A 22,783-nucleotide genomic window follows, 5' to 3' on the forward strand; every position below is an offset into this window, starting at 1 on the left:
ATGGTCAGTCTGCTTGACCGGTGTGTCAAGGTGCGGGCGTGGACGACCGCGCTGCCACCGACCTCGCCATGCTCGTGCTGCGCGCCGCCACCGAGGTGGTCGACGGCATCCAGGAAGGCATGACGGCCCGCGGGTACGACGACCTGCGCCCCGCCCACGGCTTCGCGTTCGCCCGCATCGCGGCGGCGGACACCACGGTGGTCGACCTCGCCGAGCACCTGGGGACGACGAAGCAGGCCGCGAGCCAGCTGGTCGCGGGGCTCGTCGAGCGCGGCTACGTCGTGCGCGAGCCCGATCCGCGTGACGCCCGCGCGCGGCTGCTGCGGCTGACCGAGGCGGGCGAGGCGTGCACCCGCGCGGCGGAGGCGGCGGCCGCCGACGTCGTCGCCGGCTGGAACGAGGTGCTGCCGCGGGCGTCGCTGGGCGCGCTGCACGCGATGCTGCGCCGCGTCGTCACCCCGGGGCCGCTGCGCCCGGCGTGGTGACCGGTCGCGAGTGATCGACGGAAGAATACGGACACTCAACGTCAGCGACGGTCCGCCGCTGGCACGGAGCTCAGAGCTTGCGCAGCCTCAGGAGCGCGTCGGCGAGGATCTCGTCGCGCTTGCAGCACGCGAAGCGGACCTGGGTCTCGACGCCCTCGGGCGAGGCGTGGAAGACCTGGTTCGGCACGGCCGCGACGCCGACGCGCTCGGGCAGCGAGCGGCAGAAATCCAGCGAGTCGGTGACCCCGAGGGGTGCGACGTCGGCGGTGACGAAGTACGTCGCCTTCGAGTGGAACACCTCGAGGCCCAGCTCGCGCAGGCCGTCGGTGAGGAGGTCGCGCTTGCGTCCGAGTTCGGCGCCCAGGGCCGCGAGACGGCTGTCGGGCAGCTCGAGCCCCGCGACGATGCCGTGCTGCAGCGGCGTGCCCGCGGCGAAGGAGAACCACTGCTTGACCCCGAGCACCTTCGCCACGAGGTCGGCGGGCCCGGTCGCCCAGCCGATCTTCCAGCCGGTGACCGAGAACGTCTTGCCGCCCGAGCCGACGGTGATCGTGCGCTCGAACATCCCCGGGAGCGTCGCGATCGGGACGTGCACGTTGTCGTCGAACACCAGGTGCTCGTAGACCTCGTCGGACAGCACGATCAGGTCGTGCTCGAGCGCGACGTCCGCGATCGCCTGCAGCTCGTCGCGGGAGAGCACCGCGCCGGTGGGGTTGTGCGGGGTGTTGAGCACGATCATCGTCGTCCGCTCGGTCACCGCCGCCCGCAGCGCGTCGGCGTCCAGCGCGTAGTGGGGCGCGTGGATCCGGACGGGCACGAGCGTCGCGCCGAGCAGCGCCGCGGTCGCGCCGTAGAGGTCGTAGTACGGCTCGAGCGCGATCACCTCGTCGCCGGGACGCAGCAGCGCGGTCATGGCCGACGAGAGCGCCTCGGACGCGCCGGAGCAGACCACCACGCCGCCGTCGGCCGCGACGTCGAGGCCGTACCAGCGGCGCTGGTGCTCCGCGATCGCCGTGCGCAGCGACGCGATGCCGACCGCCGGCGGGTACTGGTTCCACCCCTTGTGCATGGCGGCGACGGCGGCGTCGACGACCTCGTGCGGGCCCGGGGTGTCCGGGAAGCCCTGGCCGAGGTTGATCGCGTCGTGCTCGAGCGCCAGCCGGGACATCTCGCTGAAGATCGTCTCGGCCACTAGTGGGTCACTCCCATTCGATCGTCCCCGGCGGCTTGCTCGTCACGTCCAGGACCACGCGGTTGATCTCGGCGCACTCGTTGGTGATCCGGGTGGAGATGCGTTCGAGCACGTCGTAGGGCAGGCGGGTCCAGTCGGCGGTCATCGCATCCTCGCTGGAGACGGGACGCAGCACCACCGGGTGCCCGTAGGTGCGTCCGTCACCCTGCACACCCACCGAGCGCACGTCGGCGAGCAGGACCACCGGGCACTGCCAGATCACCTCGTCGAGGCCCGCCGAGGTCAGCTCCTCGCGGGCGATCGCGTCGGCGCGGCGCAGGGTGGCGAGCCGCTCGGCGTCGACGGCCCCGATGATCCGGATCGCGAGGCCCGGGCCGGGGAACGGCTGGCGACGCACGATCGTCTCGGGCAGGCCCAGCTCGGCGCCGACCTTGCGCACCTCGTCCTTGAACAGCGCGCGCAGCGGCTCGACCAGCGAGAACTGCAGGTCGTCGGGCAGGCCGCCGACGTTGTGGTGCGACTTGATGGTGGCAGCGCCCGAACCGCCGCCGGACTCGACGACGTCGGGGTAGAGCGTGCCCTGGACCAGGAAGTCCGCGCCCTTGCCCTCGGCCACCTCGCGCGCCGCGCCCTCGAAGGACCGGATGAACTCCCGTCCGATGATCTTGCGCTTCTCCTCCGGGTCGACGACGCCGTCGAGCTCGCGCAGGAACGTCTCCGCGGCGTCGACGGTGACGAGGTCGACGCCCGTCGCGGCGACGAAGTCGCGCTCGACCTGGCCGCGCTCCCCCTCGCGCAGCAGGCCGTGGTCGACGAACACGCAGGTGAGGCGATCGCCGATCGCCCGCTGCACCAGCGCCGCGGCCACCGCGGAGTCGACGCCGCCGCTCAGGCCGCAGACGGCGCGGCCGTCGGGGCCGATCTGCGCGCGGATCGCGTCGACGGTCTCGGCGATGATGTTCGCGGTGTTCCAGTCGGCGTCGACGCCCGCGACGTCGCGCAGGAAGCGGCGCAGCACCTCCTGGCCGTGCGGCGAGTGTCCGACCTCCGGGTGGTACTGGACGCCGGCGAACCGGCGCGCCACGTCCTCGAACGCCGCGACCGGCGCGCCGGGCGACGACGCGGTGACCGTGAAGCCCTCGGGCGCCTTCGTCACGCCGTCGCCGTGGCTCATCCACACCGGGTGCGCGTCGGGCAGGTCGTCGTGCAGGCGCCCGGGCTCGGTCACCGACAGCTCGGTGCGCCCGTACTCCCGCGCGCCGGTGTGCTCGACGACCCCGCCGAGCGCGCCGGCCATGAGCTGGAAGCCGTAGCAGATGCCGAACACCGGCACCCCGGCGTCGAACAGCGCCGGGTCGACGCCCGGCGCCCCGTCGGCGTAGACGCTCGCGGGCCCGCCGGAGAGCACGATCGCCGCCGGGTCCTTGGCGAGCATGTCGTCGACGGCCGTCGTGTGCGGCACGACCTCCGAGTACACCTGCGCCTCACGCACCCGCCGGGCGATGAGCTGCGCGTACTGAGCGCCGTAGTCGACGACGAGGACGGGTCGGTCACCACTGCCGGTCACGGTCTCCATCGTGCCCGACGACCGACGACGACCGGACCCTTGCTGTCTTAGTGTCGATGACACTAGTGTCCCCGCTACCATGACTCAGCGCTCCGGACTCGCCCTCGCCGTCCTCGCCCTCGCCGCCGAGGAGCCCATGCACCCGTACCGGATGCAGCAGCTCCTGCGGGAGCGCGGCAAGGACCAGGTGGTCAACGTCGGCCAGCGCTCGCAGCTCTACAAGACGATCGACCGCCTCGTGCGCGACGACCTGCTCGTCGCCCGGGCCACCGAGCGGGAGGCGACGCGCCCCGAGCGCACCGTCTACGCGGCCACCGACGCCGGCCGCGAGCTGGCGATCACCTGGACCCTCGACATGCTCACGGCGCCGCGCCACGAGTTCGCCGAGTTCACGGCCGCGCTGGCCTACCTGCCGCTGCTCGACCCCGAGGTCGCCGCGGACGCGCTGGCCCTGCGCCTGTCCGACCGGCGCAGCGAGCTCGAGCGGGTGCGCCACGACCTCGCCACGGCGCCCGACTTCCTGCCGCGCATCGTCGTCGTCGAGGCCGAGTACGCGATCGCGCACCTCGAGACCGACGTCGCCTGGATCGCCGCCCTGCTCGGCGACCTCCGCTCCGGCGCCCTCACCTGGGACCGCGCCGCCCTCACCGACATCGCACGCCGGGCGGACCCCGGCGGGGAGGACCGACCATGAAGGTGATCATCATCGGCGGTGGGACCGGCGGCATGTGCCTCGCGCACGGCCTGCGCCGCGCCGGCATCGACGTCGCCGTGCACGAGCGCGACCGCACCCGGACGAGCGGCCTGCACGGCTACCGCGTCGGCATCTCGCCGAACGGCGCGCGGGCCCTCAAGGCCTGCCTCGACCCCGAGCTGTTCGCGACGTTCGTCGCCACCACGGCCGCGCCCTACGAGACCCTCGCGATGCTCACCGAGCGGTACCGGACGTTGATCACGATGAGCTTCGACGAGTTCCCGCACACCGGCGACGAGCCCGAAGACCGCGAGCACAACGTCAGCCGGATGACCCTGCGCCAGGTCCTGTTCACGGGCATGGAGGACGTCATCAGCTTCGATCGTCGCTTCACGCACTACTCCCAGGACCCCGACGGGCGCGTGACCGCGCACTTCGACGACGGCAGCTCCGACACCGGCGACCTGCTGGTCGGCGCCGACGGCGCGGGCTCGCCGGTACGGCGCCAGTACCTCCCGCACGCGACGCACACCGAGACCGGGCTGGTCGGGATCGGGGGCAAGACGCTGCTCACCGAGCGCAGCGAGGCCCTGCTGCCCGAGGCGGTGCAGAACGGCTTCGGGATGTACTTCGACCGGCGCGGCCAGTTCGGGATCACGCACGTGATGCGGATGCCGTGGGGCAGCGTCGACGGTCCGGGCTCCAACGACGAAGGGCTGACGGGATGGCCCGGCCTGCGCTTCGACAACACCACCGACTACGTGTCCTGGGCGATCACGACGTCCCGCACGCTCGCGCCGCCCGACGTGCTCGAGCGCGAGGGCGCCGACCTCGTCGCCCTCGCCGGCGAGCTGTCCGCGGGCTGGGACCCCCGCTGGCTCGACCTGATCGCCACCTCGGACCCCGGCGCGGCGGTCGCGCTGAGCATCCGCACCGCCGACCCGGTCCCTGCGTGGACCCCGAGCACCGTGACGATGATCGGCGACGCGATCCACACCATGACCCCGGGCCGCGGGGCCGGCGCCAACACCGCACTGCGCGACGCCCGCGAGCTGCGCGACCGGCTCGTGCGCGTGCGGGACGGGGAGCTCGGGCTCGTCGAAGCGGTCGGCGAGTACGAGGACCTCATGCGCCGGTACTCGTCGCTCGCCGTGCGCGAGTCGCTGGAGTTCATGAACGACAACGGCACCGCCCGGCGCCCGGTGATCGGCCCGCTCTCGGTGCTGGCCCAGCGCACGGGGATGCGCCTGGTCGACCGCATCCCGCCCGCCAAGCGCCGGATGGCCCGCGGCTTCCAGAAGGTGCGGGACTCCGAGCTCGTCTGAGGGCCTGCGGCTACGTGAGTGATCCGGGTCGTCATGACGACCCGGATCACTCACGTGCGGAGCATCAGCGCGAGGGGTCCCGCGTCCACCTCGCCGCGGTGCCAGGGCACCTCGGCGAGCGGGACGGCCAGGCGCAGATTCGGCGCCCGACGGGAGAGGGCCGTCAGCGCCGCGGTGATCTCCAGGCGGGCCAGCGCCGCGCCCGGGCAGTGGTGCGGGCCGCGCCCGAAGCCCAGGTGCGGGCCGCGCCGCCCGGGACACAGCGCCCCGGGGTCGTCGAAGCGGGCCGGGTCGTGGTTCGCCGCCTCGATGCGCAGGAGCACCTCGTCGCCCGCCGCGATCGCGACGCCGCCGAGCTCCAGGTCCTCCTGGGCCCAGCGCGGGAAGACCTCGACGCCCAGGCGCCGGACGAGCTCGTCGACGACGCCCTCGACGTCGGCGCGCTCGGCGAACCCGGCCAGGGCGTCGGTGCGCAGCAGGTGGAGCACGGCGACCGCGAGCCCACCCCGCACCGTGATCACCCCGGCCGCCAGCAGCGCGCTGACGAGGGCGACCAGCTCACCGTCGCCCAGGCGCCCGTCGGCGGCGTCGTCCACCGCGACGAGGGCACCGAGGAGATCCTCGCCGGGGTCCTCGCGCGCGGCCGCGACGAGCCGGGCGGTGAACGCGGTCAGCGCGCCCCACGCCCGCTCGGCCTCGGCGAGCAGGGCCGGGTCGCCCGCGGCGGCCATCGGGTCGGCGCGCAGGGCGTCCTCGACCAGGCCCCGGAACTCGGGGTGCTCGGCCAGGTCGACGCCGAGCAGCATCCCGAGACTCCCGACGGCCAGGGGCGTCGACAGCACGTCGACCAGGTCGACCGGGCCGTCGGCGTCCACGAGCGCCGCGACGTGGGCCTCGGCGAGCGCGGTCACCCGCGGCGCCAGCTCGGCGATCCGGCGCGGCGTGAACGCCCGGGCGACGAGGCGGCGCAGCCGGGCGTGCGCCGGCCCGTCCTGGAACAACGACGCCCGCTCGTCGACGGGGACCCCGGGCGGCACGAGCCCGAGACGCCGGTCGGCAAGCCCGGCCGCGACCAGGTCGTAGGACGTGACGAGCCACGCGCGGCGCCCGTCGGCGCGGACGACACGGGTCACCGGCCCGGCCGTCCGGTCGTACGCCGGCGGTCGGATCGGGTCCGGGCGGTCGAGCGGCAGCGTCTGCTCCACGACTCCTCCTTCACATTGCGGATGCAACGTGAAGGATGACGATACAACTGCAATGTGGCAAGGTGACGCCGTGCCGAAGCAGGTCGACCCCCACCAGCGCCGGACGCTGCTCGCCGACGCCCTGCTCCGCGTCGCCGCCACCCGCGGGCTCATGGACGTGAGCCTTCGCCACGTCGCGGCCGAGGCCGGGGTCACCGCGGGGATGGTGCAGCACTACTTCCGCACCAAGGACGAGATGATGGTCTTCGCGCTGGACGTCGTCTCGGCCCGCGTCCAGGCCCGTCTCGAGGCCGACCCGACCACGCACGACGGGCCACGGGCACTCGTGCGCGCCCTGCTCGTCCAGCTCCTGCCGGTCGACGACGACCGCGCGCTCGAGGGCCGGGTCGCGATCGCCTTCCACGCCTACGCCGCGAGCCGCCCCGCCGTGGCGACCCGGTTGCGCGAGGACACCCGGGGGATGCGCGCCATGATCGCGGAGCAGATCCGGTCCGGGGGACGGAGCGCCCTGGACCCCGAGCAGGCCGCCACCGGCCTGCTCTCCCTCGTCGAGGGGCTGGCGGTCCACGTCCTGGGCGGCCACGTCAGCGCCGACCACGCCGTCGCCACCCTCGACGCCCACCTGGCGATGGCCTTCGGCTTCGTGAGTGCGGAGCATCGATGAGTTCGCGGCACGGCGGCCGTCCACCTCCGGACGCATCCGCCGAGGAAGGGACCCTCATGCCCGTGGCCGACCCGAGCACCGTCTACGCCGCCACCCACGTCGAGCGGGCCGCGCTCGCCGACGACCTCGCCGGGCTCACCGACGGGCAGTGGGCGACGACGTCGCTGTCCGACCGGTGGACGGTCGAGGAGACCGTCGCCCACCTCACCGCCGCCGCGAGCATCGGGCCGTGGCGCTGGGTGCGCAGCGTCCTGGGTGCGCGGTTCGACTTCGACCGGCACAACGACCGCCGCCTCGCCGAGCACCGCGGCGCCACACCCGCCGAGACCCTCGCGCGCTTCCGGGCGGTGCGGGACAGCACGACGTCGACGTGGGGCCCGAAGGCGGCGTGGCTCGGCGAGGTCGTCATCCACGGCGAGGACATCCGCCGCCCGCTCGGGCTCGTGCGCACGCCGCCGGTGGAGACGACCACCGCGGTCGCCGAGTTCGTCGCGGGCCGCGACTTCACGGTCGCCGGGAAGACGGTCAGCGACGGCCTGCGCCTCGAGGCCACCGACGGCCCGTTCGCCGCCGGCGACGGTCCCCTGGTCACCGGTCCGACGCTGGCGCTCGTCATGGTCATGGCCGGGCGCGCCGCCCACCTCGACGACCTCGACGGACCCGGGGTCGCCACCCTGCGCAGCCGACTCCGGTGACGCCGGCCGCTAGAACGCCGCCTCGAGCAGCGCCGTGAGGCTCTCCCGCGTCACCGGGGCGGGGTTCGCGTAGGGCGCGGCGAGCACCTGCTCCACGACGCGGGGCAGCCCGTCGGCGGGCATGCCGAGGGCCGCCAGGGAGGTCGGGGCGCCGAGGTCGCGGGCCCGCGCGGCCAGGGCCTTCGTGACCGTGTCCGGATCGCCGGTGACCCCCAGCGCCCGGCCCAGAGCCGCCATGGCGGCGGGCGCGCCCGGGCCGTTGTGGGCGACGACGTGCGGGAGCACCACGGCGTGCGTCTCCGCGTGGGGCAGGTCGAACGAGCCGCCCAGGACGTGGCAGAGCTTGTGGTGCAACGACATCGTCGTCGCGCCGAGGACCGCCCCGCAGAGCCACGCGCCCTGCAGCGCCTCGCCCCGCGCCTCGAGGTCGCCGGGTGCGGAGACGATCGACGGCAGCGCGGACAGCAGCGCCCGCGCACCCTCCTCGGCCATGACGGCGGTGATCGGCGTGCCGTCCGGCGCCCACAGCGCCTCGACGGCGTGGGCCACGGCGTTGAGCCCGCTCGTCACCGAGAGCCCGACGGGCAGGGAGACGGTCAGCTCGGGGTCGTAGACGACCGACCGCGGCAGCACCGAGCGGTCGCGACCGGTGCGCTTGACCCCGTCCTCGGTGAGCCCCCAGATCGGGGTCATCTCCGAGCCGGCGTAGGTGGTCGGCACGGCGACGACCGGCAGGCCGTGGCGCAGCGCGACGGCCTTGCCCAGCCCGACCGACGATCCGCCCCCGACCACCACGCAGCCGTCCGCGCCGAGCTCCCGGGCCCGGTCGGCGGCCGCTCCGGCCACCTCGACGGGCACGTGCTGGCGCGCGCCCGCGAAGACGCCCGCGGCGCGCCCGCCGAGCCCGTCGGCGGCCCGCTGCAGCGTCGCCTCCTGCTCGGGCGTGCCGAGCACCACCACCCGGGTCAGCCCGAGGCGCTCCACCTCGTCGCCCAGCTCGGCGAGGCGGCCGGGGCCGAAGACCACGCGCATCGGCAGGGCGTCGTGGACGAAGCGCATACCCGTCAACCTACGTCCGTGCGGACGAGGACGACGTCCACGTCGGCGTGGCGATACGGCCGGTCGAGCCCCTCGGCGTCCGCGTCCACCTCCACGAAATCGACGATCAGGTCGGACTTCACCGCGAACACCGCGTCCTGCTCGAGGTACGGGCTGCCCTTCACGAACAGGTGCGTCGTCAGCGTCTCGAACCCCGGCGCCGAGACGAGCAGGTGCACGTGCGCAGGCCGGTAGGGGTGGCGTCGGGTCGCGCCCAGCAGCGCGCCGACGGGCCCGTCGGTGGGGATCGGGTAGTGCCCCGGGACGACGGTCCGGAACCGGAAACGGCCGTCGTCGTCGGCGTGGAAGAGCCCGCGCCCGTTGCCCGCCGGCTGCAGGTCCGGCTGCTGGACGTCGTAGGAGCCGTCCTCGGTGCACTGCCAGACGTCGATCTCCGCGCCGGGCACGGCCCGCCCGGACGGGTCGAGCACCCGGCCGGTGACCAACGCGCGCCGGCCGCCGCCGACGTCGTCGATGCTGTCCCCGAGCACGCGCGCCGGGGACGCCGTCATGTGGAACGGGCCGAGGACGGTGCTCTCGGTGCCTTCAGGAGAGCCGTTGAGCGTCTCCACCAGCGACGACACCCCGAGCACGTCGGAGAGCAGGATGAACTCCTGGCGGGTGTCGTCACACTGGGCGCCCACGTCGGTGAGGAAGCCGATCGCGGCCTCCCACTCGGCCACGGTGGGCTCCACCTCGCGCACGAGCTCGTGGAGGTGCACGACGACGCGCTCCAGGATCGTGCGCAGACGCTCGTCGGGCGTGGACGCGAAGCTCGCGAGCACCTCGTCCGTGAGACCGGCGCTCACAGCCGCAGCAGCCGCTCGGCGTTGCCGTGCGCGATCTTGGCGCGGTCGGCCTCGCTGATGGGCGCGCTACGCAGGAACTCGGTGGCGACGTCCATCTCCTCGAAGGGGTAGTCGGTGCCGAAGAGGATGTGGTCGGACCCCAGCGCGAGGAGCGAGCAGATCAGCGGCGCGGCGGAGCAGACGCCGCTGGTCGTGATGTAGAGGTTGTGCCGCAGGTACTCCGAGGGGCGCCCACGGGCCAGCTCGATGCCGTGGTGGGCGTGGAAGTCCCAGCGGGAGTCCAGGCGCCAGAGCACGAACGGCAGGGCCTCGCCCATGTGCCCGAGCAGCAGCTTCGCCTCGGGGAAGTCGTCGAACACGCCGGAGAAGATCAGGCGCAGGGCGTGCGAGGCGGTGTCGGTGCCCCAGCTCCACATCGGGCCGATGAGCTCGGGGTGCCCGGACAGGACGTCCGCCGCGTCGACGCCGTTCGCCGGGTGCAGGTAGAGCGGGACGTCGAGACCCGCCGCGTACTCCCAGACGACGCGCAGCTCGGGGTCGTCGAGGTAGCGGCCCTGGGTGTGGGCGTTGACCAGCGCGCCGCGCAGGCCGAGCTGCGTCACCGAGCGCTCGAGCTCCTTCGCCGCCGCCTGCGGGTCCTGCAGCGGCAGCGCGGCGAAGCCCGCGAACCGCGTCGGGTGGGCCTCGATCGTCGCGGCGAGCAGGTCGTTGACGGCGGTGGCGCGCGAGACGGCCGTCGCGGCGTCCGGCTCGGCCTGCAGGCCCGGCGAGTTCAGCGAGAGCACCTGGACGTCGAGCCCGGCGGCGTCCATGCGCTCGAGCCGCGCCCCGGTGAGGTCGAGCAGCCGGCGCGACATCTCCGCCCACACGTGGGGTTCCGCGATCGTCGCCGTGCCCGCGCCGTACCCGGCGAGCTCCTCGGTGACGAAGTGCTCTTCCAGCCCGATCGTCCGCATCCTGACCCCGCTCCTGTGATTCACCATCGCGCATTGACTTCCTCAATGATGAATCCTACCGTTCGTCGGTGTCAAACCTCACCGGAGGAGCACGCATGATCGAGACGCCCGAGACCGTCGACGTGGCCGTCGTGGGCTACGGCCCCGTGGGGATGGCGACGGCCGCGCTGCTGGGCGCCGCCGGGCACCACGTCGTCGTGCTGGAGCGCTACGCCGGGCTCTACAACCTGCCCCGGGCGGCGATCTTCGACGACGAGACGATGCGGACGCTGGCCCGTCTCGGCGTCGCGGAGGAGCTGCTGCCGAAGCTGCACGTGCAGCGGAACTACGAGTGGCGCAATGCCGCGGGCGAGCTGCTCATCGAGCACGACTTCGCCGCGACCGGGCGCTCCGGCTGGGCGGAGTGGTACATGATGTACCAGCCCGAGCTGGAGGACGCGCTCGACCGGCGCGCCCGTGAGGCCGGCGTCGACGTCCGCTTCGACGGCCCGGTCGTGGGCCTGGCCGACCACGGCGACCACGTCGAGCTGCAGGTCGGGGGCCGCGAGCCCCGCCGGGTCCGGGCCCGCTGGGTCATCGCCTGCGACGGCGGCAACAGCTTCGTGCGCTCCGCGCTCGGGCTGACGATGGAGGACTACGGGTTCTCCGAGCCCTGGATGGTCTGCGACTTCCGCTTCCGCGACGCCGCCGCGGCGCACACCGTGCCCACCGCGCGGCAGGTCGGCGACCCCGCCGGCCCCACCTCGATCATCTCGCTCGGCCCGGCGCACCACCGCTTCAGCTACATGCTCGACTCGGTCGAGGACTTCGACGTCGAGCGCGACCCCGAGAAGGTGTGGGCGCGCACCACCCGCTGGCTCTCCCGCGACGACGCCGAGCTCATCCGCGTCGCCACCTACACGTTCCGATCCCTGGTCACCGACCGGTGGCGGGTCGGGCGCGTCCTGCTCGCCGGCGACGCCGCGCACCAGATGCCGCCGTTCCTCGGGCAGGGCATGTGCTCGGGGATCCGCGACGCCCAGAACATCGCGTTCAAGCTCGACGCCGTCCTGCGGGGCCGGCTCACCGACGACGTCCTCGACACCTACCAGCAGGAGCGCGAGCCCCACGTCCGCGCGGTGATCGAGAAGGGCATCGAGCTCGGGCGCCAGCAGACCGTGCGCGACCCGGAGCGCGCCGCCGAGCGCGACCGCGTCCTGCTCGGGCGCCGGGCGGCGCACCAGAAGCCCGACACCATCCGCTTCCCCGGGCTGGTGGACGGCCTGCTGGCGACGGCATCGGGGCCCGGGCGGGGCGAGCTCGCGGTGCAGGGCGTCGTCGACGACGGCACGGTGCGCGACCGGCTCGACCAGGTCGTCGGATCCGGGCCCCACCTGCTGCTCGACGCCCGCAGCGTCGTCCTCGACGAGGACACCGCCGCCGCCCTCGCCGAGGCAGGCGTCCGTGTCGTCGCGCTGCACGCCGGGGGAACGCCGGTCGGCGACGGCCTCCTGGACACCGACGGCACCCACCTGGACTGGCTCGCGTCCCTCGGTGTCGTCGCGGCCGCCGTCCGTCCCGACCTCTACGTCTTCGGCACCGCGACCGACGCCGACACCACGGACGCCCTGGCCCGCGAGCTCGTCGCGGCGCTCGGCGTGCCCAGCCCGGCCCTCCAGCACTGACCAGCAGCACCAGCCCGCACCCACCCTCGCCGACGACGCCAGGAGCCCCGATGACCGCCCCACCCGCACGCGCCACCGAGCGCCTCGTCCTGGTCCTCTCGGCCGGCTTCGCCGCGCTCGAGGGCTACGACCTCGCCTGCTACGGCGTGACCGTCCCGTCCCTGCTCGCCGACCGGGGCTTCGGCGCCGACAAGGCCGCCGCCGGCACCGTCGGCGCGCTGGTGGCCATCGGGATGCTGCTCGGTGCCGCGATCTGCGCGGCCACCATCCGCCGGGCCGGCAGCCGGCGGCTGCTGATCGGCGGCGCGGGCCTGTTCTCCCTGGGCATGCTCGTGTGCGCGATCGCGCCGACGTTCGCCCTGTTCGGGGCCGCGCGCCTCGCCGTCGGCGTCGGGCTCGGCATCGTGCTGCCGACGGTGACGGCCTACGTCGCCGACCTCTCCGCGGCGGAACGCCGGGCCCGCAACGTCGGCATCATGATGTCCGGGTACGCCGCAGGCGCACTGCTCGCCCCGCTGCTGGGCGCCGCCCTGCTGACCGGCGGGAGCTGGCGCTGGATCTACGTCATCGGCGCCGCCCCGGCGTTCGTGCTGATCCCGCTCGCGATCCGGATGCTGCCCGAGAGCCCGGTGCACGAGGAGTCGGGCGGCGCCGTCGCCCGGGGTGACCTCCTGGGCCTGCGCCCGCTGCTCGCCCCCGGGGTGCGGGGCGCGACGCTGCTGTTCTGGGCGATGTCGTTCTGCGGCCTGCTGCTCGTGTTCGGCATCAGCACCTGGCTCCCGACGATCATGCAGACCGCCGGCTACTCGCTCGGCTCCTCGCTGCTGCAGACCGCGGCCCTGTGGGTCGGCGCCGGTGTCGGCATGGTCCTCGGCGGGCGCATCGCCGACCGTGTCGGCATCAAGCCCGTCGTGGCCGTCGCGTTCCTCGCCGGCGCCGCGAGCCTGCTGGTGATGAGCGCCCGCCCCGCGCTCGGCGTGCTGTTCCTGCTCATGTTCGTCGGCGGGCTCGGGCTCATCGGCTCGCAGGTGCTCACCAACGCCTACATCGTCGGCCACCACCCGCCGGAGCTGCGGGGCCGGGCGATCGGCTGGGCGCTGTCGATCGGGCGCCTCGGCGCGATCGCCGGCCCGCTCGTCGGTGCGGCGATCCTGTCCTCCGGGCTCGGCGTGGCGTGGAACTTCTACCTGTTCGCCGTCCCCGGGATCGTCGGGGCGCTGCTGGCGCTGGCGGTCCCGGCGATCCGGTCCCGCGCGGCGGCGCCGGACACGGACCGGGTCACCGCCTGAGACCGTGACTACGCTCCTCGGCGTGGCCTCCGCCGGCGCGCAGGACGACGACCCCGAACCGCAGGGACCGTCGAGCGCCTCCCGCCAGGGCATCCAGTCGGTCGAGATCGCGATGACGGTGCTGGACGCCCTCGAGCGCGGCGGCGGGCCGATGAGCCTCACGCAGATCGCGCACGCCAGCGGGATGGGCGCGAGCAAGGCGCACCGCTACCTCGTGAGCCTGGGGCGTGCGGGGATGGTGGCGCAGTCGCGCAGCTCCGGGCTCTACGACATGGGTCCGGCGTTGCGCCGCCTCGGCGCCGAGTCGCTGCGGCGCATGGACGAGGTCGGGCTGGTCTCGCAGTACATCCCGGGCCTGCGCGACCGGACCGGCCACGCGGTCAACCTCGCGGTGTGGGGCGACCACGGACCGGTCATCGTGCGGTGGGACTACGGCGCCTACGCCCTCCCGATCACCGTGCGCGTGGGCGCGACGATGCCGATGCTGACGTCGTCGGTGGGCCGGGTCTACCTCGCCCACCTGCCCCGCTCGCTCACCGAGCCCGTCCTGCGCGCCCAGGAGGCCGACACCGGCGCCGGCTCCACGCGCGAGGTCGACGCCGTCGTCGAGGAGGTCCGGCGCCTGGGATACGCCCGGACCTCGGGCGGCGTCATCCCGGGCATCGCCTCGGTCGCCGCGCCGGTGCTCACCACCGGCGACTCCCTCCCGCTCGTCGTCGCCCTGGCCCTGCCCGAGCGCGCGGCGTCGGAGGACGTCCTGCGCGACGTCACCGCGGCGCTGCTGGAGGCCACCGCCGCCATGTCCGCGGAGCTCGGGGTCGCCTGAAAACAGGCGGCGCCGCGACGATCGTCCTGACTAGCGTCCCTCCCCGACCGCCGGCACCCGAGCCGCGGAGAGGAGACAGCACAGTGCAGAAGGTCAGCGAGCGTTTGGTCAACTGGGCGTCGATCCTCGATGCGCGCACACGGGAGCAGGCCGAGCGGACCGCGGCGATGCCGTTCATCCACCCGCACGTCGCGCTCATGCCCGACGCGCACCTCGGCCGGGGCGCGACCGTCGGCTCGGTGATCCCGACCCTCCGGGCGATCATGCCGGCGGCCGTGGGCGTGGACATCGGCTGCGGGATGGCGGCCGTCCGGACCCAGTTCGACGTCGGGGAGCTGCGGGCGAAGGGATCGCTCGCGCCACTGCGGGAGTCGATCGAGCGGGCGATCCCGCTCGGGGCCGGGCACCACAACCGGAAGGTCGTGGCGACCTCCGTGCCGCGGGTCGAGGAGCTCACGCACCTCGCCGAGGAGGCCGGGTTCGACCCGTCGGGAGACAAGAAGGGGTGGGAGGCGCAGCTCGGCACGCTGGGCAGCGGCAACCACTTCATCGAGGTCACCGTCGACGAGGCCGACCGGGTGTGGCTGTTCCTGCACTCCGGATCCCGGGGCGTGGGCAACAAGATCGCCCAGCGGCACACGGCCGTGGCGCGGGAGGCCTGCGCCGGCGTCGACCTGCCCGATCCGGATCTCGCCTACCTCACGGAGGACACCGAGGAGTTCTGGACCTACATCCGCGAGCTGCGGTGGGCCCAGCACTTCGCGCTGCTCAACCGCGAGGAGATGATGGACCGGGTGGTGCGGCAGACCTCGGAGTTCGTCGGCACCGAGGTGGTGGAGCAGGAGCGGATCTCCTGTCACCACAACTACACCGAGTCCGAGGCGCACTTCGGCGAGCAGGTCTGGGTCTCCCGGAAGGGCGCCATCGACGCCTCGGCGGGCCGGGCCGGGCTGATCCCGGGGTCGATGGGCACCGCGTCCTACGTGGTGGCCGGCAAGGGCGAACCCGCGTCGCTGCACAGCTCGCCCCACGGGGCGGGCCGGGCGTACTCGCGGACCGCGGCCCGGAAGACCTTCACGCACGACCAGCTGCGGGAGGCCATGGCCGGGATCGAGTTCCGGGACACCGAGGCGTTCCTGGACGAGATCCCCGCGGCGTACAAGGACGTCGACGTGGTCATGGCCGACGCCGCCGACCTCGTCGAGGTGCGGCACACCCTGCGGCAGATCGTGAACGTGAAGGGCACCTAGGGCGCGCCCGGATCGGCGCGAAGGGCACCGTCGGCCGCTCTAAGCGGCCGATGGTGCCCTTCGCGCGATCTCGCCGAGGTGGCACCCCGCGCCTACACCACCGCGGTCTCGCCCCAGATGTCCTCGAGGTAGCGGTTCGACGCCCGCAGGCCCGCGAGCCAGGCCTCGCCGTCGGCCTCGCCCGCGCCGGTCTTCGCGCGGAACACCGCGACCAGGGCCGCGCGCACGCCCGGCGCCATGGTCGAGGCGTTGCCGCACACGTAGACCACGGCGTCCTCCTGCATCGCCGCCCACACCTCGTCGGCGGCGCCCTCGAGCGCGTGCTGGACGTAGCGGTACGGCGAGCCCGGCACCCGCGAGTACGCCGGGAACAGCGTCGCCACGCCCGCCTTCTCGTAGGCCGCGAGCTCGTCGGCGTAGAGCAGGTCGTCCTCGGGGTCGCGGCAGCCGAGGAACAGCAGCGAGCGCGCGATCGGGACGCCGCGCGCCCGCAGCGACTCGCGCTCCTGGAGGAACCCGCGGAACGGGGCCATCCCCGTCCCCGCGCCCACCATGATCATCGGGACGTGCGGGTTCTCCGGGGGCCGGAAGCTGATGCTCGGCGAGCGCACGAAGGTGAACACCGTGCCGCCCTCGGGGACGTCGCCCAGGTGCCCGGAGCACACGCCCCGGAACGTCGCGCCGTCGCCCGCCCGCGCCGGGCCCTCGAGCACCCCGACGGTCAGCGCGACCTCCGACGCCGTCTGCGGCGACGACGAGATCGAGTAGAACCGCGGGCGCAGCGGGGGCAGCAGGTCGAGGAACGTCGCGAACGGCAGGTCGCACTCCGGGTGGGCCTCGAGCAGCTCGACCAGCGTGCGCCGCGGCTTGGCGATCTGCTCCCGGTAGCGCGCCTTCGCGTCGTCGTCGCTCGCCGCCAGGCCCGCGAGCTCGTCGCGCGCCGCCCCCTCGGGCATCGCCGCGGCCATCGCCGTGAGGCCCGCGCGGCTCGCGACGTCCTGCAGCTCCACGCAGCCCACGAGGATGCCGAGCAGCGGATAGGGCTCGCCGACAGGGAGGTGGGTCGGCGCGCTGCCGTTCGCCGTGAGCGTGACGAACTGGCCCCCGTCGAGCCCGAAGCGGGCGATGACGCGGTTGACCAGCCCGATCGGGTTGCGGGGCAGCACCCCGAGGTGGTCGCCGGTCGCGTAGGTCGCGCCGGCGGGCAGCGCGATCTCGAGGTGGCGCACCGAGCGGCCACCGGGTGTCCCGGCCCGGGCGGTGAGCTCGCGGTTCACCCGCACCGTGGCCGCCTGGCCCCGGTAGGACTGCAGCACCGGGCTCGCGGTCCGCCGCTGCTCGAGCGTCACGGACAGGCGCGGTCCGGCGCCGGCCGTCGCCGTCGTCGAGGCGTCCAGGCCCAGGGCGGCGCCGAGGCCGTCCCAGAGCCCGGCGTACCAGTCCTCGAACTGCGCGTCGAAGTCGCCGCGGGCGTCACCCTCGCCGCGCGGGTACACGCGGGTGGCTCCCCGTGCCTCGAGTCCGCGGTCGACGCGCATCGGCACGGCCTGGTACGTCGCGGCCCAGTCCCGGTTGCCGCACCCGAAGACCGTGTACTTCACGCCCGTGGCCGAGGACGCCGAACCGTCCAGCCAGGCGCAGAACTTCCCCGCGTTGTCCGGTGGCTCCCCGTTGTACGACGACGTCACGACGACCACGGCGCCCTCGCTCGGCAGCTCGCCGACGGCCTCGTCGAGCGCGGCGGTGCGGGCGGTGTAGCCGCGGTCGCCCGCGTCGCGGGCGATGCGGGTGGCGAGGTCCTCGGCGGCGCCGAGGTTGGAGCCGAACAGCACGAGCAGCGGCGTGCCGTGCCGGTCGACGGGGGCGACCGGGAGGGACGCCGACCGCGGTTCGGGGACGCTGACCGCCGGCCGGACCGTCGACCCCCACGTCCGGCCCTCCCGGGGCCGCACGGTGATCGTGAGGCCCTCCGGCTTCACGGTCAGCGTCTCCTTGATCTTCAGCTGGTAGTTCGCGTGGTCGATGAGTTCGAAGCGCTGCAGGAGCATCCCGAGCACGAGGGTCGCCTCCTGCAGGGCGAACTGCCGCCCGATGCACGCCCGCTGGCCCGAGCCGAACGGCCGGTAGGCGTTGGGGGGCAGGGCGTCGCGCCGTTCGTCGGACATGTGGTCCGGGTTGAACTCCCGAGCGTCGGAGCCCCAGACCTCCGGGAGTCGGTGCAGCATCGGGGTGAGCGCCACGATCCCCGTTCCCGGGTCGAAGGGGCCGTATCCGCCGACGGTCTCGCCCGGTTTCCTGGCCTGGCGGGTGAACGCGGGCGCGGTGGGCCAGAGCCGCAGGGTCTCGTCGAGGATCTGCCGGACGTAGCCGAGCTGGTTGATCTGCGCGCCGGTCGGGGACGCGCCGGGGTCGGTGCCCAGCACGCGGTCGACCTCCTCCTGCGCCCGGGCCACGACCTCGGGGTGCTTGAGCAGGTAGGCGATCGCGAACGACAGGAGCCCGCTGGTCGTCTCGTGGCCGGCGATGAGGAACGTGCCGCACTGCGCCACGATGTTGTGGTCGGGCAGCGTGTTCCCCTGCTTGTCCGTGCCGACGAGCATGTGCCCGAGCAGGTCGTTGCCGGGCTCGCCGGACGCACGCCGCTCCTTGACGATCGTGTCGATCGTCTCGTCCATGTACTTCGCGTTCGCCAGGAACCGCCGTTGGGCGCCCCGGCGGAGCTTCACCTGGACCGGGAGCATCTGCTGGCGTTTGAGGCTCTCGGAGAGCGACTCCATCATCGCCTCGACGAACGGGTGCTGGGAGTCGCGGTAGAAGGAGTTGAAGCGATACCCGAACCCGCAGAGCGCGATGGTGTCGAGCGTCAGCCGGGTCATGTCGCCGGCGACGTCGATCGGCTCGTCGGGGTTGAGCCGCTCCCACTTGAGCATCATCTGCTCGGCGATGTCGACCATCGGCTCGACGTAGCCCTTCATCGCCCACGTCGAGAAGCTCGGGAGCAGGATGTCGTGGGCGGACTTCCACAGAGGGTCGACGGTGTCGGCGGTGAAGAGCCCCGCGCTCATGTGGGTCTTGCGGATCTCGCGCTGGCCGGTGCCGACGAGCTTGTCGAAGCGGGTGTCGTCGCAGAGGTCCTGGACCATGTCGAGACCCGAGACGACGTACGTGACGCCGCCGGGAGTGTGGAGCTGGAAGATCGGGCCGTACTCGTCGGACAGCTCCATGATGCTCTGGACCAGCCGGTGCGTGTCGACGTCGCGCATGTTGCCGACGACGGGCAGCGGCTTCGGTCCCGGGATGTCCGACAGCGGCCGGGCCGGGGCCGCCGCGCTCGAGGTGGGGGTGGTCATGGCTCGCTCCTGGAGGGTCAGCGCGGGGCGGGGACGGCGGGGGACTCGGGTGCGCTGCGGGCCGCGCGGTCGTGGCGCAGGAGCACGACGGCGACGAGCAGTACCCAGGCCGGGAGGACCAGCAGGCTCGCGGGGTGGTCGGTCGCGGTGATCAGCAGCCAGGTCGCGAGCACGTAGCCGGCGATCGCCGCGCCGCGGGGCATGACGCCCGCGCTGCGCAGCAACGTCGTCGTCGTCAGCGCGAACATGCCCGCACCGCGCACGGAGAACACGAAGACCAGGCCGTAGCCGAGCCCGGACAGGGCGCGCGCGGCCTCGGGGGACAGCGGCGGGCCGCCGCCGATGGTCGTCACGAACACCGGCGTGGCGAGAGCGGCGGTGCCCGCGAAGAGCAGGGCGACGAACAGGACCCCCGACAGCAGGTTGAGACCGCTCGCCATCGCCGAGGGCGCCGGTGCCAGCGTGTCGAGCACGGAGCGCAGGGCGACGACGAACCAGAGGAACGCGATCCCGGCCAGCGGCACGAGGTAGAGGGCCACGGCGGTGACGACGGTGTTGCCGGCCCCGTCGTAGAACGTCCCGTAGGCGGCGTCGGGGGCGCCGAGGTGCGGCACGCCGTTCACCACCACGAGGGCCGCGATGAACAGGCCCGAGAAGACGAGGCCCATCACGGCGGCGAGCCGCGGCGTCGCGGGCTTCACCGCTCGTCCTGCACGGGCTCGGCCTGCAGGTCCTCGAGGACCCGCAGCAGGTCGAGCGTGCCGGAGAACGCCTGTTCCCGGCCGGTCTCGGTGATCACGGTGCCCTCCAGGCGCCCGTCGGGGGTGCGGAGGAGATCGACGGTCAGGTGCACGCCCGCCTCCTCTCCGCTCGTCACCGTCGAGCGTGCGGCGAGGAGGGGACGGACGCCCCGGCCGGACCTTCCAGTCGGGCTTCCAGTCGTGTGCGCAGCTCGCGCCGGGAGGTCACGCCGAGCTTCGCGTAGACGTTGCTGAGGTGGTACGCGACCGTGCGCGGGGTGATGTAGAGGTCGCGCCCGACCTCGCGGTTCGTCAGCCCCCGCGCGACGAGGGCGACGACGGCCTCCTCGTGCGGGGTCAGCCCGAGCGCGCCGGGATCGCTGCTGGTGGGCGCCGGCGTGAGCCCGGCGGCGTGCAGCAGCTCCTCGGCCCGCGCGCACCACGGGGCGGCACCGAGGCGGGCGAGGGTGTCGCGGGCGCCGCGCAGGAGGTCGACGCCGGCCCGGCGCTCGCCGGCGGCGAGCAGGCGGCGCCCGATCTCGGTCTCCAGGCGGGCCACCGCGTGCAGGGCGACGACGTCGGCGACGCCCGCCTCGGCCACCGAGCGCCAGGGCGCGCCGAGCCGGACCCGCAGCCGCGCGACGTCGACGGCGTACCGGCCGGCCGCGCGCGGGCGAGGTCGTCGAGCGCCGCCGTGGCCTCGCCGACCCGGCCCAGGGTCAGCAGCGCCTCGACCTCGAGCACCCGCGGGGCGAGCACGCCGAGGCCGTCGGCCGCCGCCCGCACCGTCGGCTCCTGCGCCGGCGCGAGCGCCCGCAGCACGGCCCGGGGATCGTCCTCGACCTCGGCGAGCACTGCCTCCGCGACCGCGGCGCACAGATCGACGCCCCACCAGTGCGGGCCGAGGGTCGTCGCCGCCGCGAGGTGGGTGCGCGCCTCGTCCCCGCGTCCCCGGATCGCCAGCGCCTCCGCCGCGAACGTGTGCGCGAGCGCGCCGGGCAGCGCCGTCCCCCGTCGCGGGCGAGCGTGATCGCCAGCTCGAAGCCCTCGACCACGCCGTCGGGGACCCCGATCCGGTCCGCGACCGCGGGGCGGAAGGCCAGGGCGAGGGCCAGCGCGCGCACCGGCTCGCCCGCCCGCGCGCGGTGGACCGCCTCGTCGAGGTGCAGCGACGCGGTCGCGTCGTCGCCGCCGAGCGTCGCGAGCATCCCGCGCAGGGTCAGCGCGTCGACCGGTGGCGCGCGCCCGTCGTCGCCCCCGGCGCGGTCGAGTACCGCCAGGGCGTCGTCGCCGCGCCCCGCGACCGCGAGCCCCAGGATCAGCGCCAGCCCCGCCGGGAGGCGGACGTCGTCGCCGCGGGCGGGGTGGGCGAGCGCGACGCCGGCGGTCTCCATCGCCCGCGCCGGGTCGCCGCGCAGCAGGTGCAGCACCGCGAGGTGGGCCGCGGCCCCGGCACGCGCCCGGTCGCCCGGCCGTCCGTCCCCCGGCGCGCCCGTCGCCAGCGCCGCCTCCAGTCGCTCGCGGGCCACGCCGAACCGCCCGGTGACGAGCGCCAGCTGACCGAGCACCGCGGTGCGCCAGGGCGATGGCCGGCAGCCCTCGACCGCGCCCTCCAGGGCCACCGCCCGCGCGACCTCACCGTCGGCGAGCAGCCGGGACGCCGCCGCGAGCAGCCGGCGCTCGCGGTCGTCCGGGTCGGTGCTGAGGTCGGCGGCCGCGCGCAGCAGGTCGGCCGCTTCGGAGCCGGCGAGCGCCGCGCCCGGCTCGCCGACCAGGTCCTCGAGCTCGGCGGCGAGCTCCGGATCGGGCCGGCGGCCGCGGCGACCCGGTGGTCCAGCGCGGCGCGGCCCGAGAGGAGGCCCGCCGACGCCGCGTGCAGGGCGCGCCGGCGCATCGGCGGCAGGTCCCCGCGGATCGCGGCCCGCACGAGGGGTGCACGAACCCGATCCGGACCGTCGGCCCGCCGGGGAGCTCCTCGACCAGGCCCATCCCGACCGCCTCGTCGAGCGCGGCGGCGGGGTCGTCGAGGCCCGCGACGGCGGCGGCGAGGGCGAGCGGGGCACTCTCACCGAGCACCGACGTCGCGACCACCAGCGCCTCCGTGGCCGGCGCCGCACGGGCGAGGCGCACGAGCACCACCGACGAGAGGCTGCGCGGCGCGGGCAGCGCGTCGGCGCTGCCCGCGAGCACCTCGGGCGGCAGTTCCTCGAGGAGCGTCCGCGCGTGCAGCGGGTGGCCCCGGGTGTGGCGCCACAGCCGCTCCGCTGCGCCGGTGGAGCCCAGCGGACGACCGACGGCGGCGGCGAGCTCGGAGAGCTCCGCGGGCTCGAGACCCTCGAGGCGCACGCGGCGGATCGCCCGTCCCGCGGCCGGGAGGCGCTCCCACCAGGCGTCCTCCGAGGCGGCTTCCCGCGCGTCGGGCCCGGACCCGGCGACCCGCACGCCCGCCAGCACGAGGACCCGGTCGTGGCGCAGCCGTCGCAGCGTGAACACCAGCACCCGCACCGAGGCGGGGTCGGCCCACTGCAGGTCGTCGAGCACCAGCAGCACGGGGTCCTCGCCCGGCTGGTCGTCCGGCAGGGCCCCCAGCGCACCGAGCAGGTCGGCGCCCACGGCCAGCGGGTCGGCCCGCGGGTCGCGGTCGGGGCGCAGCAGCGGGAAGCGGTCCAGCAGGGCCGGCGGGAGGTCGGCCAGGAGCTGGTCGAGCAGCCCGTGCGCGAGCCCGGTCTCCGCGGCGTCGCCGGTGGCGGTGAGGACGGCGGACGCCCGGCGCCCGGCGACGGCGCGCGCGAGGACCGCGCTCTTGCCGGCGCCGGCCTCGCCCTCCACCCACACGACGCCCGGTCGCCCGGCGCGCGCCTCGTCCCAGGCCTCGTCGACCAGCGCCAGCGGGCCGCGGCGCCCGACGAACACGGGAGCCGACGTCGCACGCCGCGGCCACGGGGCCTCCGGGTGCGCGGTCATGAGGGCGACC

The 22,783-nt window shown here is 74.6% G+C and carries 21 protein-coding genes; 9 read left to right on the forward strand and 12 right to left on the reverse strand.

Annotated elements, in window-relative coordinates:
* Window positions 1–38: 38 nt before the first annotated feature.
* Window positions 39–485, forward strand: coding sequence for a MarR family winged helix-turn-helix transcriptional regulator (locus ACQPYN_RS28060; protein ID WP_433030010.1), 447 nt, complete (start codon window positions 39–41; stop codon window positions 483–485).
* Window positions 486–555: 70 nt separating this feature from the next.
* Here ACQPYN_RS28060 and ACQPYN_RS28065 read toward each other — a convergent pair whose 3' ends face one another.
* Together ACQPYN_RS28065 and guaA are read right to left on the reverse strand one after the other, a co-directional pair.
* On the reverse strand, window positions 556–1,653 hold the full coding sequence (locus tag ACQPYN_RS28065; RefSeq protein WP_433039081.1) for an aminotransferase class I/II-fold pyridoxal phosphate-dependent enzyme: 1,098 nt from the start codon (window positions 1,651–1,653) through the stop codon (window positions 556–558).
* Between the two features lie 31 nt (window positions 1,654–1,684).
* The gene (gene guaA, locus ACQPYN_RS28070) at window positions 1,685–3,253 is read right to left on the reverse strand and encodes a glutamine-hydrolyzing GMP synthase (protein WP_433030012.1); all 1,569 of its coding nucleotides are present in this window, start codon (window positions 3,251–3,253) and stop codon (window positions 1,685–1,687) included.
* Between the two features lie 70 nt (window positions 3,254–3,323).
* On the opposite strand from guaA, the gene ACQPYN_RS28075 reads away from it, so the two are divergent.
* Window positions 3,324–3,938, forward strand: a complete 615-nt coding sequence (locus tag ACQPYN_RS28075) for a PadR family transcriptional regulator (protein ID WP_433030014.1) — start codon at window positions 3,324–3,326, stop codon at window positions 3,936–3,938.
* Window positions 3,935–5,263, forward strand: a complete 1,329-nt coding sequence (locus ACQPYN_RS28080; RefSeq protein WP_433030016.1) for an FAD-dependent oxidoreductase — start codon at window positions 3,935–3,937, stop codon at window positions 5,261–5,263. Before ACQPYN_RS28075 ends, ACQPYN_RS28080 begins: the two co-directional genes overlap by 4 nt.
* A gap of 50 nt (window positions 5,264–5,313) precedes the next feature.
* Here the strand turns inward: ACQPYN_RS28080 and ACQPYN_RS28085 are convergent, their stop codons facing one another.
* Window positions 5,314–6,468 carry a cytochrome P450 gene (locus ACQPYN_RS28085; RefSeq protein ID WP_433030018.1) on the reverse strand — a complete coding sequence of 385 codons (1,155 nt, stop codon included), beginning with the start codon at window positions 6,466–6,468 and terminating at the stop codon, window positions 5,314–5,316.
* Window positions 6,469–6,538: 70 nt separating this feature from the next.
* On the opposite strand from ACQPYN_RS28085, the gene ACQPYN_RS28090 reads away from it, so the two are divergent.
* A complete protein-coding gene (locus tag ACQPYN_RS28090) occupies window positions 6,539–7,132 on the forward strand; it encodes a TetR/AcrR family transcriptional regulator (protein WP_433030020.1) in 594 nt (197 codons plus the stop codon).
* A gap of 56 nt (window positions 7,133–7,188) precedes the next feature.
* Entirely contained in the window at window positions 7,189–7,827 is a 639-nt protein-coding gene (locus ACQPYN_RS28095) for a maleylpyruvate isomerase family mycothiol-dependent enzyme (RefSeq protein WP_433030022.1), read from the forward strand.
* A 9-nt stretch (window positions 7,828–7,836) separates the two neighbouring features.
* On the opposite strand, the gene ACQPYN_RS28100 is transcribed toward ACQPYN_RS28095, so the two are convergent.
* The 3 genes from ACQPYN_RS28100 to ACQPYN_RS28110 are packed head-to-tail and all read right to left on the reverse strand — an operon-like array spanning window position 7,837 to window position 10,690.
* Window positions 7,837–8,886, reverse strand: a complete 1,050-nt coding sequence (locus ACQPYN_RS28100) for a maleylacetate reductase (RefSeq protein WP_433030024.1) — start codon at window positions 8,884–8,886, stop codon at window positions 7,837–7,839.
* Between the two features lie 5 nt (window positions 8,887–8,891).
* Window positions 8,892–9,734, reverse strand: a complete 843-nt coding sequence (locus tag ACQPYN_RS28105) for a dioxygenase (protein WP_433030026.1) — start codon at window positions 9,732–9,734, stop codon at window positions 8,892–8,894.
* On the reverse strand, window positions 9,731–10,690 hold the full coding sequence (locus tag ACQPYN_RS28110; protein ID WP_433030028.1) for an amidohydrolase family protein: 960 nt from the start codon (window positions 10,688–10,690) through the stop codon (window positions 9,731–9,733). The genes ACQPYN_RS28105 and ACQPYN_RS28110 overlap by 4 nt, the downstream gene beginning before the upstream one ends.
* A gap of 95 nt (window positions 10,691–10,785) precedes the next feature.
* Between ACQPYN_RS28110 and ACQPYN_RS28115 the strand changes: the two genes are divergently transcribed.
* The 4 genes from ACQPYN_RS28115 to ACQPYN_RS28130 all read left to right on the forward strand — a co-directional run bounded on the left by ACQPYN_RS28115 (window position 10,786) and on the right by ACQPYN_RS28130 (window position 15,719).
* A complete protein-coding gene (locus ACQPYN_RS28115) occupies window positions 10,786–12,354 on the forward strand; it encodes a bifunctional 3-(3-hydroxy-phenyl)propionate/3-hydroxycinnamic acid hydroxylase (RefSeq protein WP_433030030.1) in 1,569 nt (522 codons plus the stop codon).
* A gap of 50 nt (window positions 12,355–12,404) precedes the next feature.
* Window positions 12,405–13,643 (forward strand): MFS transporter, encoded by a 1,239-nt coding sequence (locus ACQPYN_RS28120; RefSeq protein WP_433030032.1) that lies wholly within the window; start codon window positions 12,405–12,407, stop codon window positions 13,641–13,643.
* Window positions 13,644–13,665: 22 nt separating this feature from the next.
* Entirely contained in the window at window positions 13,666–14,469 is an 804-nt protein-coding gene (locus ACQPYN_RS28125; RefSeq protein WP_433030034.1) for an IclR family transcriptional regulator, read from the forward strand.
* Window positions 14,470–14,552: 83 nt separating this feature from the next.
* Complete coding sequence (locus ACQPYN_RS28130) at window positions 14,553–15,719, forward strand: RtcB family protein (RefSeq protein ID WP_433030036.1); 1,167 nt, start codon at window positions 14,553–14,555, stop codon at window positions 15,717–15,719.
* A gap of 92 nt (window positions 15,720–15,811) precedes the next feature.
* Here the strand turns inward: ACQPYN_RS28130 and ACQPYN_RS28135 are convergent, their stop codons facing one another.
* The 6 genes from ACQPYN_RS28135 to ACQPYN_RS28160 form a co-directional block, all read right to left on the reverse strand.
* Window positions 15,812–19,069 (reverse strand): bifunctional cytochrome P450/NADPH--P450 reductase, encoded by a 3,258-nt coding sequence (locus ACQPYN_RS28135; RefSeq protein ID WP_433030038.1) that lies wholly within the window; start codon window positions 19,067–19,069, stop codon window positions 15,812–15,814.
* A 17-nt stretch (window positions 19,070–19,086) separates the two neighbouring features.
* Window positions 19,087–19,770: a hypothetical protein gene (locus ACQPYN_RS28140; RefSeq protein WP_433030040.1), complete on the reverse strand. Its 684-nt coding sequence runs from the start codon at window positions 19,768–19,770 to the stop codon at window positions 19,087–19,089.
* The gene (locus ACQPYN_RS28145) at window positions 19,767–19,922 is read right to left on the reverse strand and encodes a hypothetical protein (protein WP_433030041.1); all 156 of its coding nucleotides are present in this window, start codon (window positions 19,920–19,922) and stop codon (window positions 19,767–19,769) included. The genes ACQPYN_RS28140 and ACQPYN_RS28145 overlap by 4 nt, the downstream gene beginning before the upstream one ends.
* A 20-nt stretch (window positions 19,923–19,942) precedes the next feature.
* Window positions 19,943–20,410, reverse strand: a complete 468-nt coding sequence (locus ACQPYN_RS28150) for a helix-turn-helix transcriptional regulator (RefSeq protein WP_433030043.1) — start codon at window positions 20,408–20,410, stop codon at window positions 19,943–19,945.
* A gap of 118 nt (window positions 20,411–20,528) precedes the next feature.
* On the reverse strand, window positions 20,529–21,431 hold the full coding sequence (locus tag ACQPYN_RS28155; RefSeq protein ID WP_433030045.1) for a hypothetical protein: 903 nt from the start codon (window positions 21,429–21,431) through the stop codon (window positions 20,529–20,531).
* Between the two features lie 13 nt (window positions 21,432–21,444).
* Window positions 21,445–22,773: an AAA family ATPase gene (locus tag ACQPYN_RS28160; RefSeq protein ID WP_433030047.1), complete on the reverse strand. Its 1,329-nt coding sequence runs from the start codon at window positions 22,771–22,773 to the stop codon at window positions 21,445–21,447.
* Window positions 22,774–22,783: the final 10 nt, after the last annotated feature.

Source organism: Actinomycetospora sp. CA-053990 (genome assembly GCF_050948445.1).
GTDB classification, from domain to species: Bacteria; Actinomycetota; Actinomycetes; order Mycobacteriales; family Pseudonocardiaceae; genus Actinomycetospora; species Actinomycetospora callitridis.

Bases quoted from the DNA above. Each gene is read 5' to 3' on its own strand.
- ACQPYN_RS28115 (WP_433030030.1), top strand. From the start codon at position 10,786: ATGATCGAGACGCCCGAGACCGTCGACGTGGCCGTCGTGGGCTACGGC.
- ACQPYN_RS28110 (WP_433030028.1), bottom strand. From the start codon at position 10,690: ATGCGGACGATCGGGCTGGAAGAGCACTTCGTCACCGAGGAGCTCGCC.
- guaA (WP_433030012.1), bottom strand. From the start codon at position 3,253: ATGGAGACCGTGACCGGCAGTGGTGACCGACCCGTCCTCGTCGTCGAC.
- ACQPYN_RS28120 (WP_433030032.1), top strand. From the start codon at position 12,405: ATGACCGCCCCACCCGCACGCGCCACCGAGCGCCTCGTCCTGGTCCTC.
- ACQPYN_RS28095 (WP_433030022.1), top strand. From the start codon at position 7,189: ATGCCCGTGGCCGACCCGAGCACCGTCTACGCCGCCACCCACGTCGAG.
- ACQPYN_RS28065 (WP_433039081.1), bottom strand. From the start codon at position 1,653: ATGTCCCGGCTGGCGCTCGAGCACGACGCGATCAACCTCGGCCAGGGC.
- ACQPYN_RS28075 (WP_433030014.1), top strand. From the start codon at position 3,324: ATGACTCAGCGCTCCGGACTCGCCCTCGCCGTCCTCGCCCTCGCCGCC.
- ACQPYN_RS28100 (WP_433030024.1), bottom strand. From the start codon at position 8,886: ATGCGCTTCGTCCACGACGCCCTGCCGATGCGCGTGGTCTTCGGCCCC.
- ACQPYN_RS28135 (WP_433030038.1), bottom strand. From the start codon at position 19,069: ATGACCACCCCCACCTCGAGCGCGGCGGCCCCGGCCCGGCCGCTGTCG.
- ACQPYN_RS28160 (WP_433030047.1), bottom strand. From the start codon at position 22,773: ATGACCGCGCACCCGGAGGCCCCGTGGCCGCGGCGTGCGACGTCGGCT.
- ACQPYN_RS28080 (WP_433030016.1), top strand. From the start codon at position 3,935: ATGAAGGTGATCATCATCGGCGGTGGGACCGGCGGCATGTGCCTCGCG.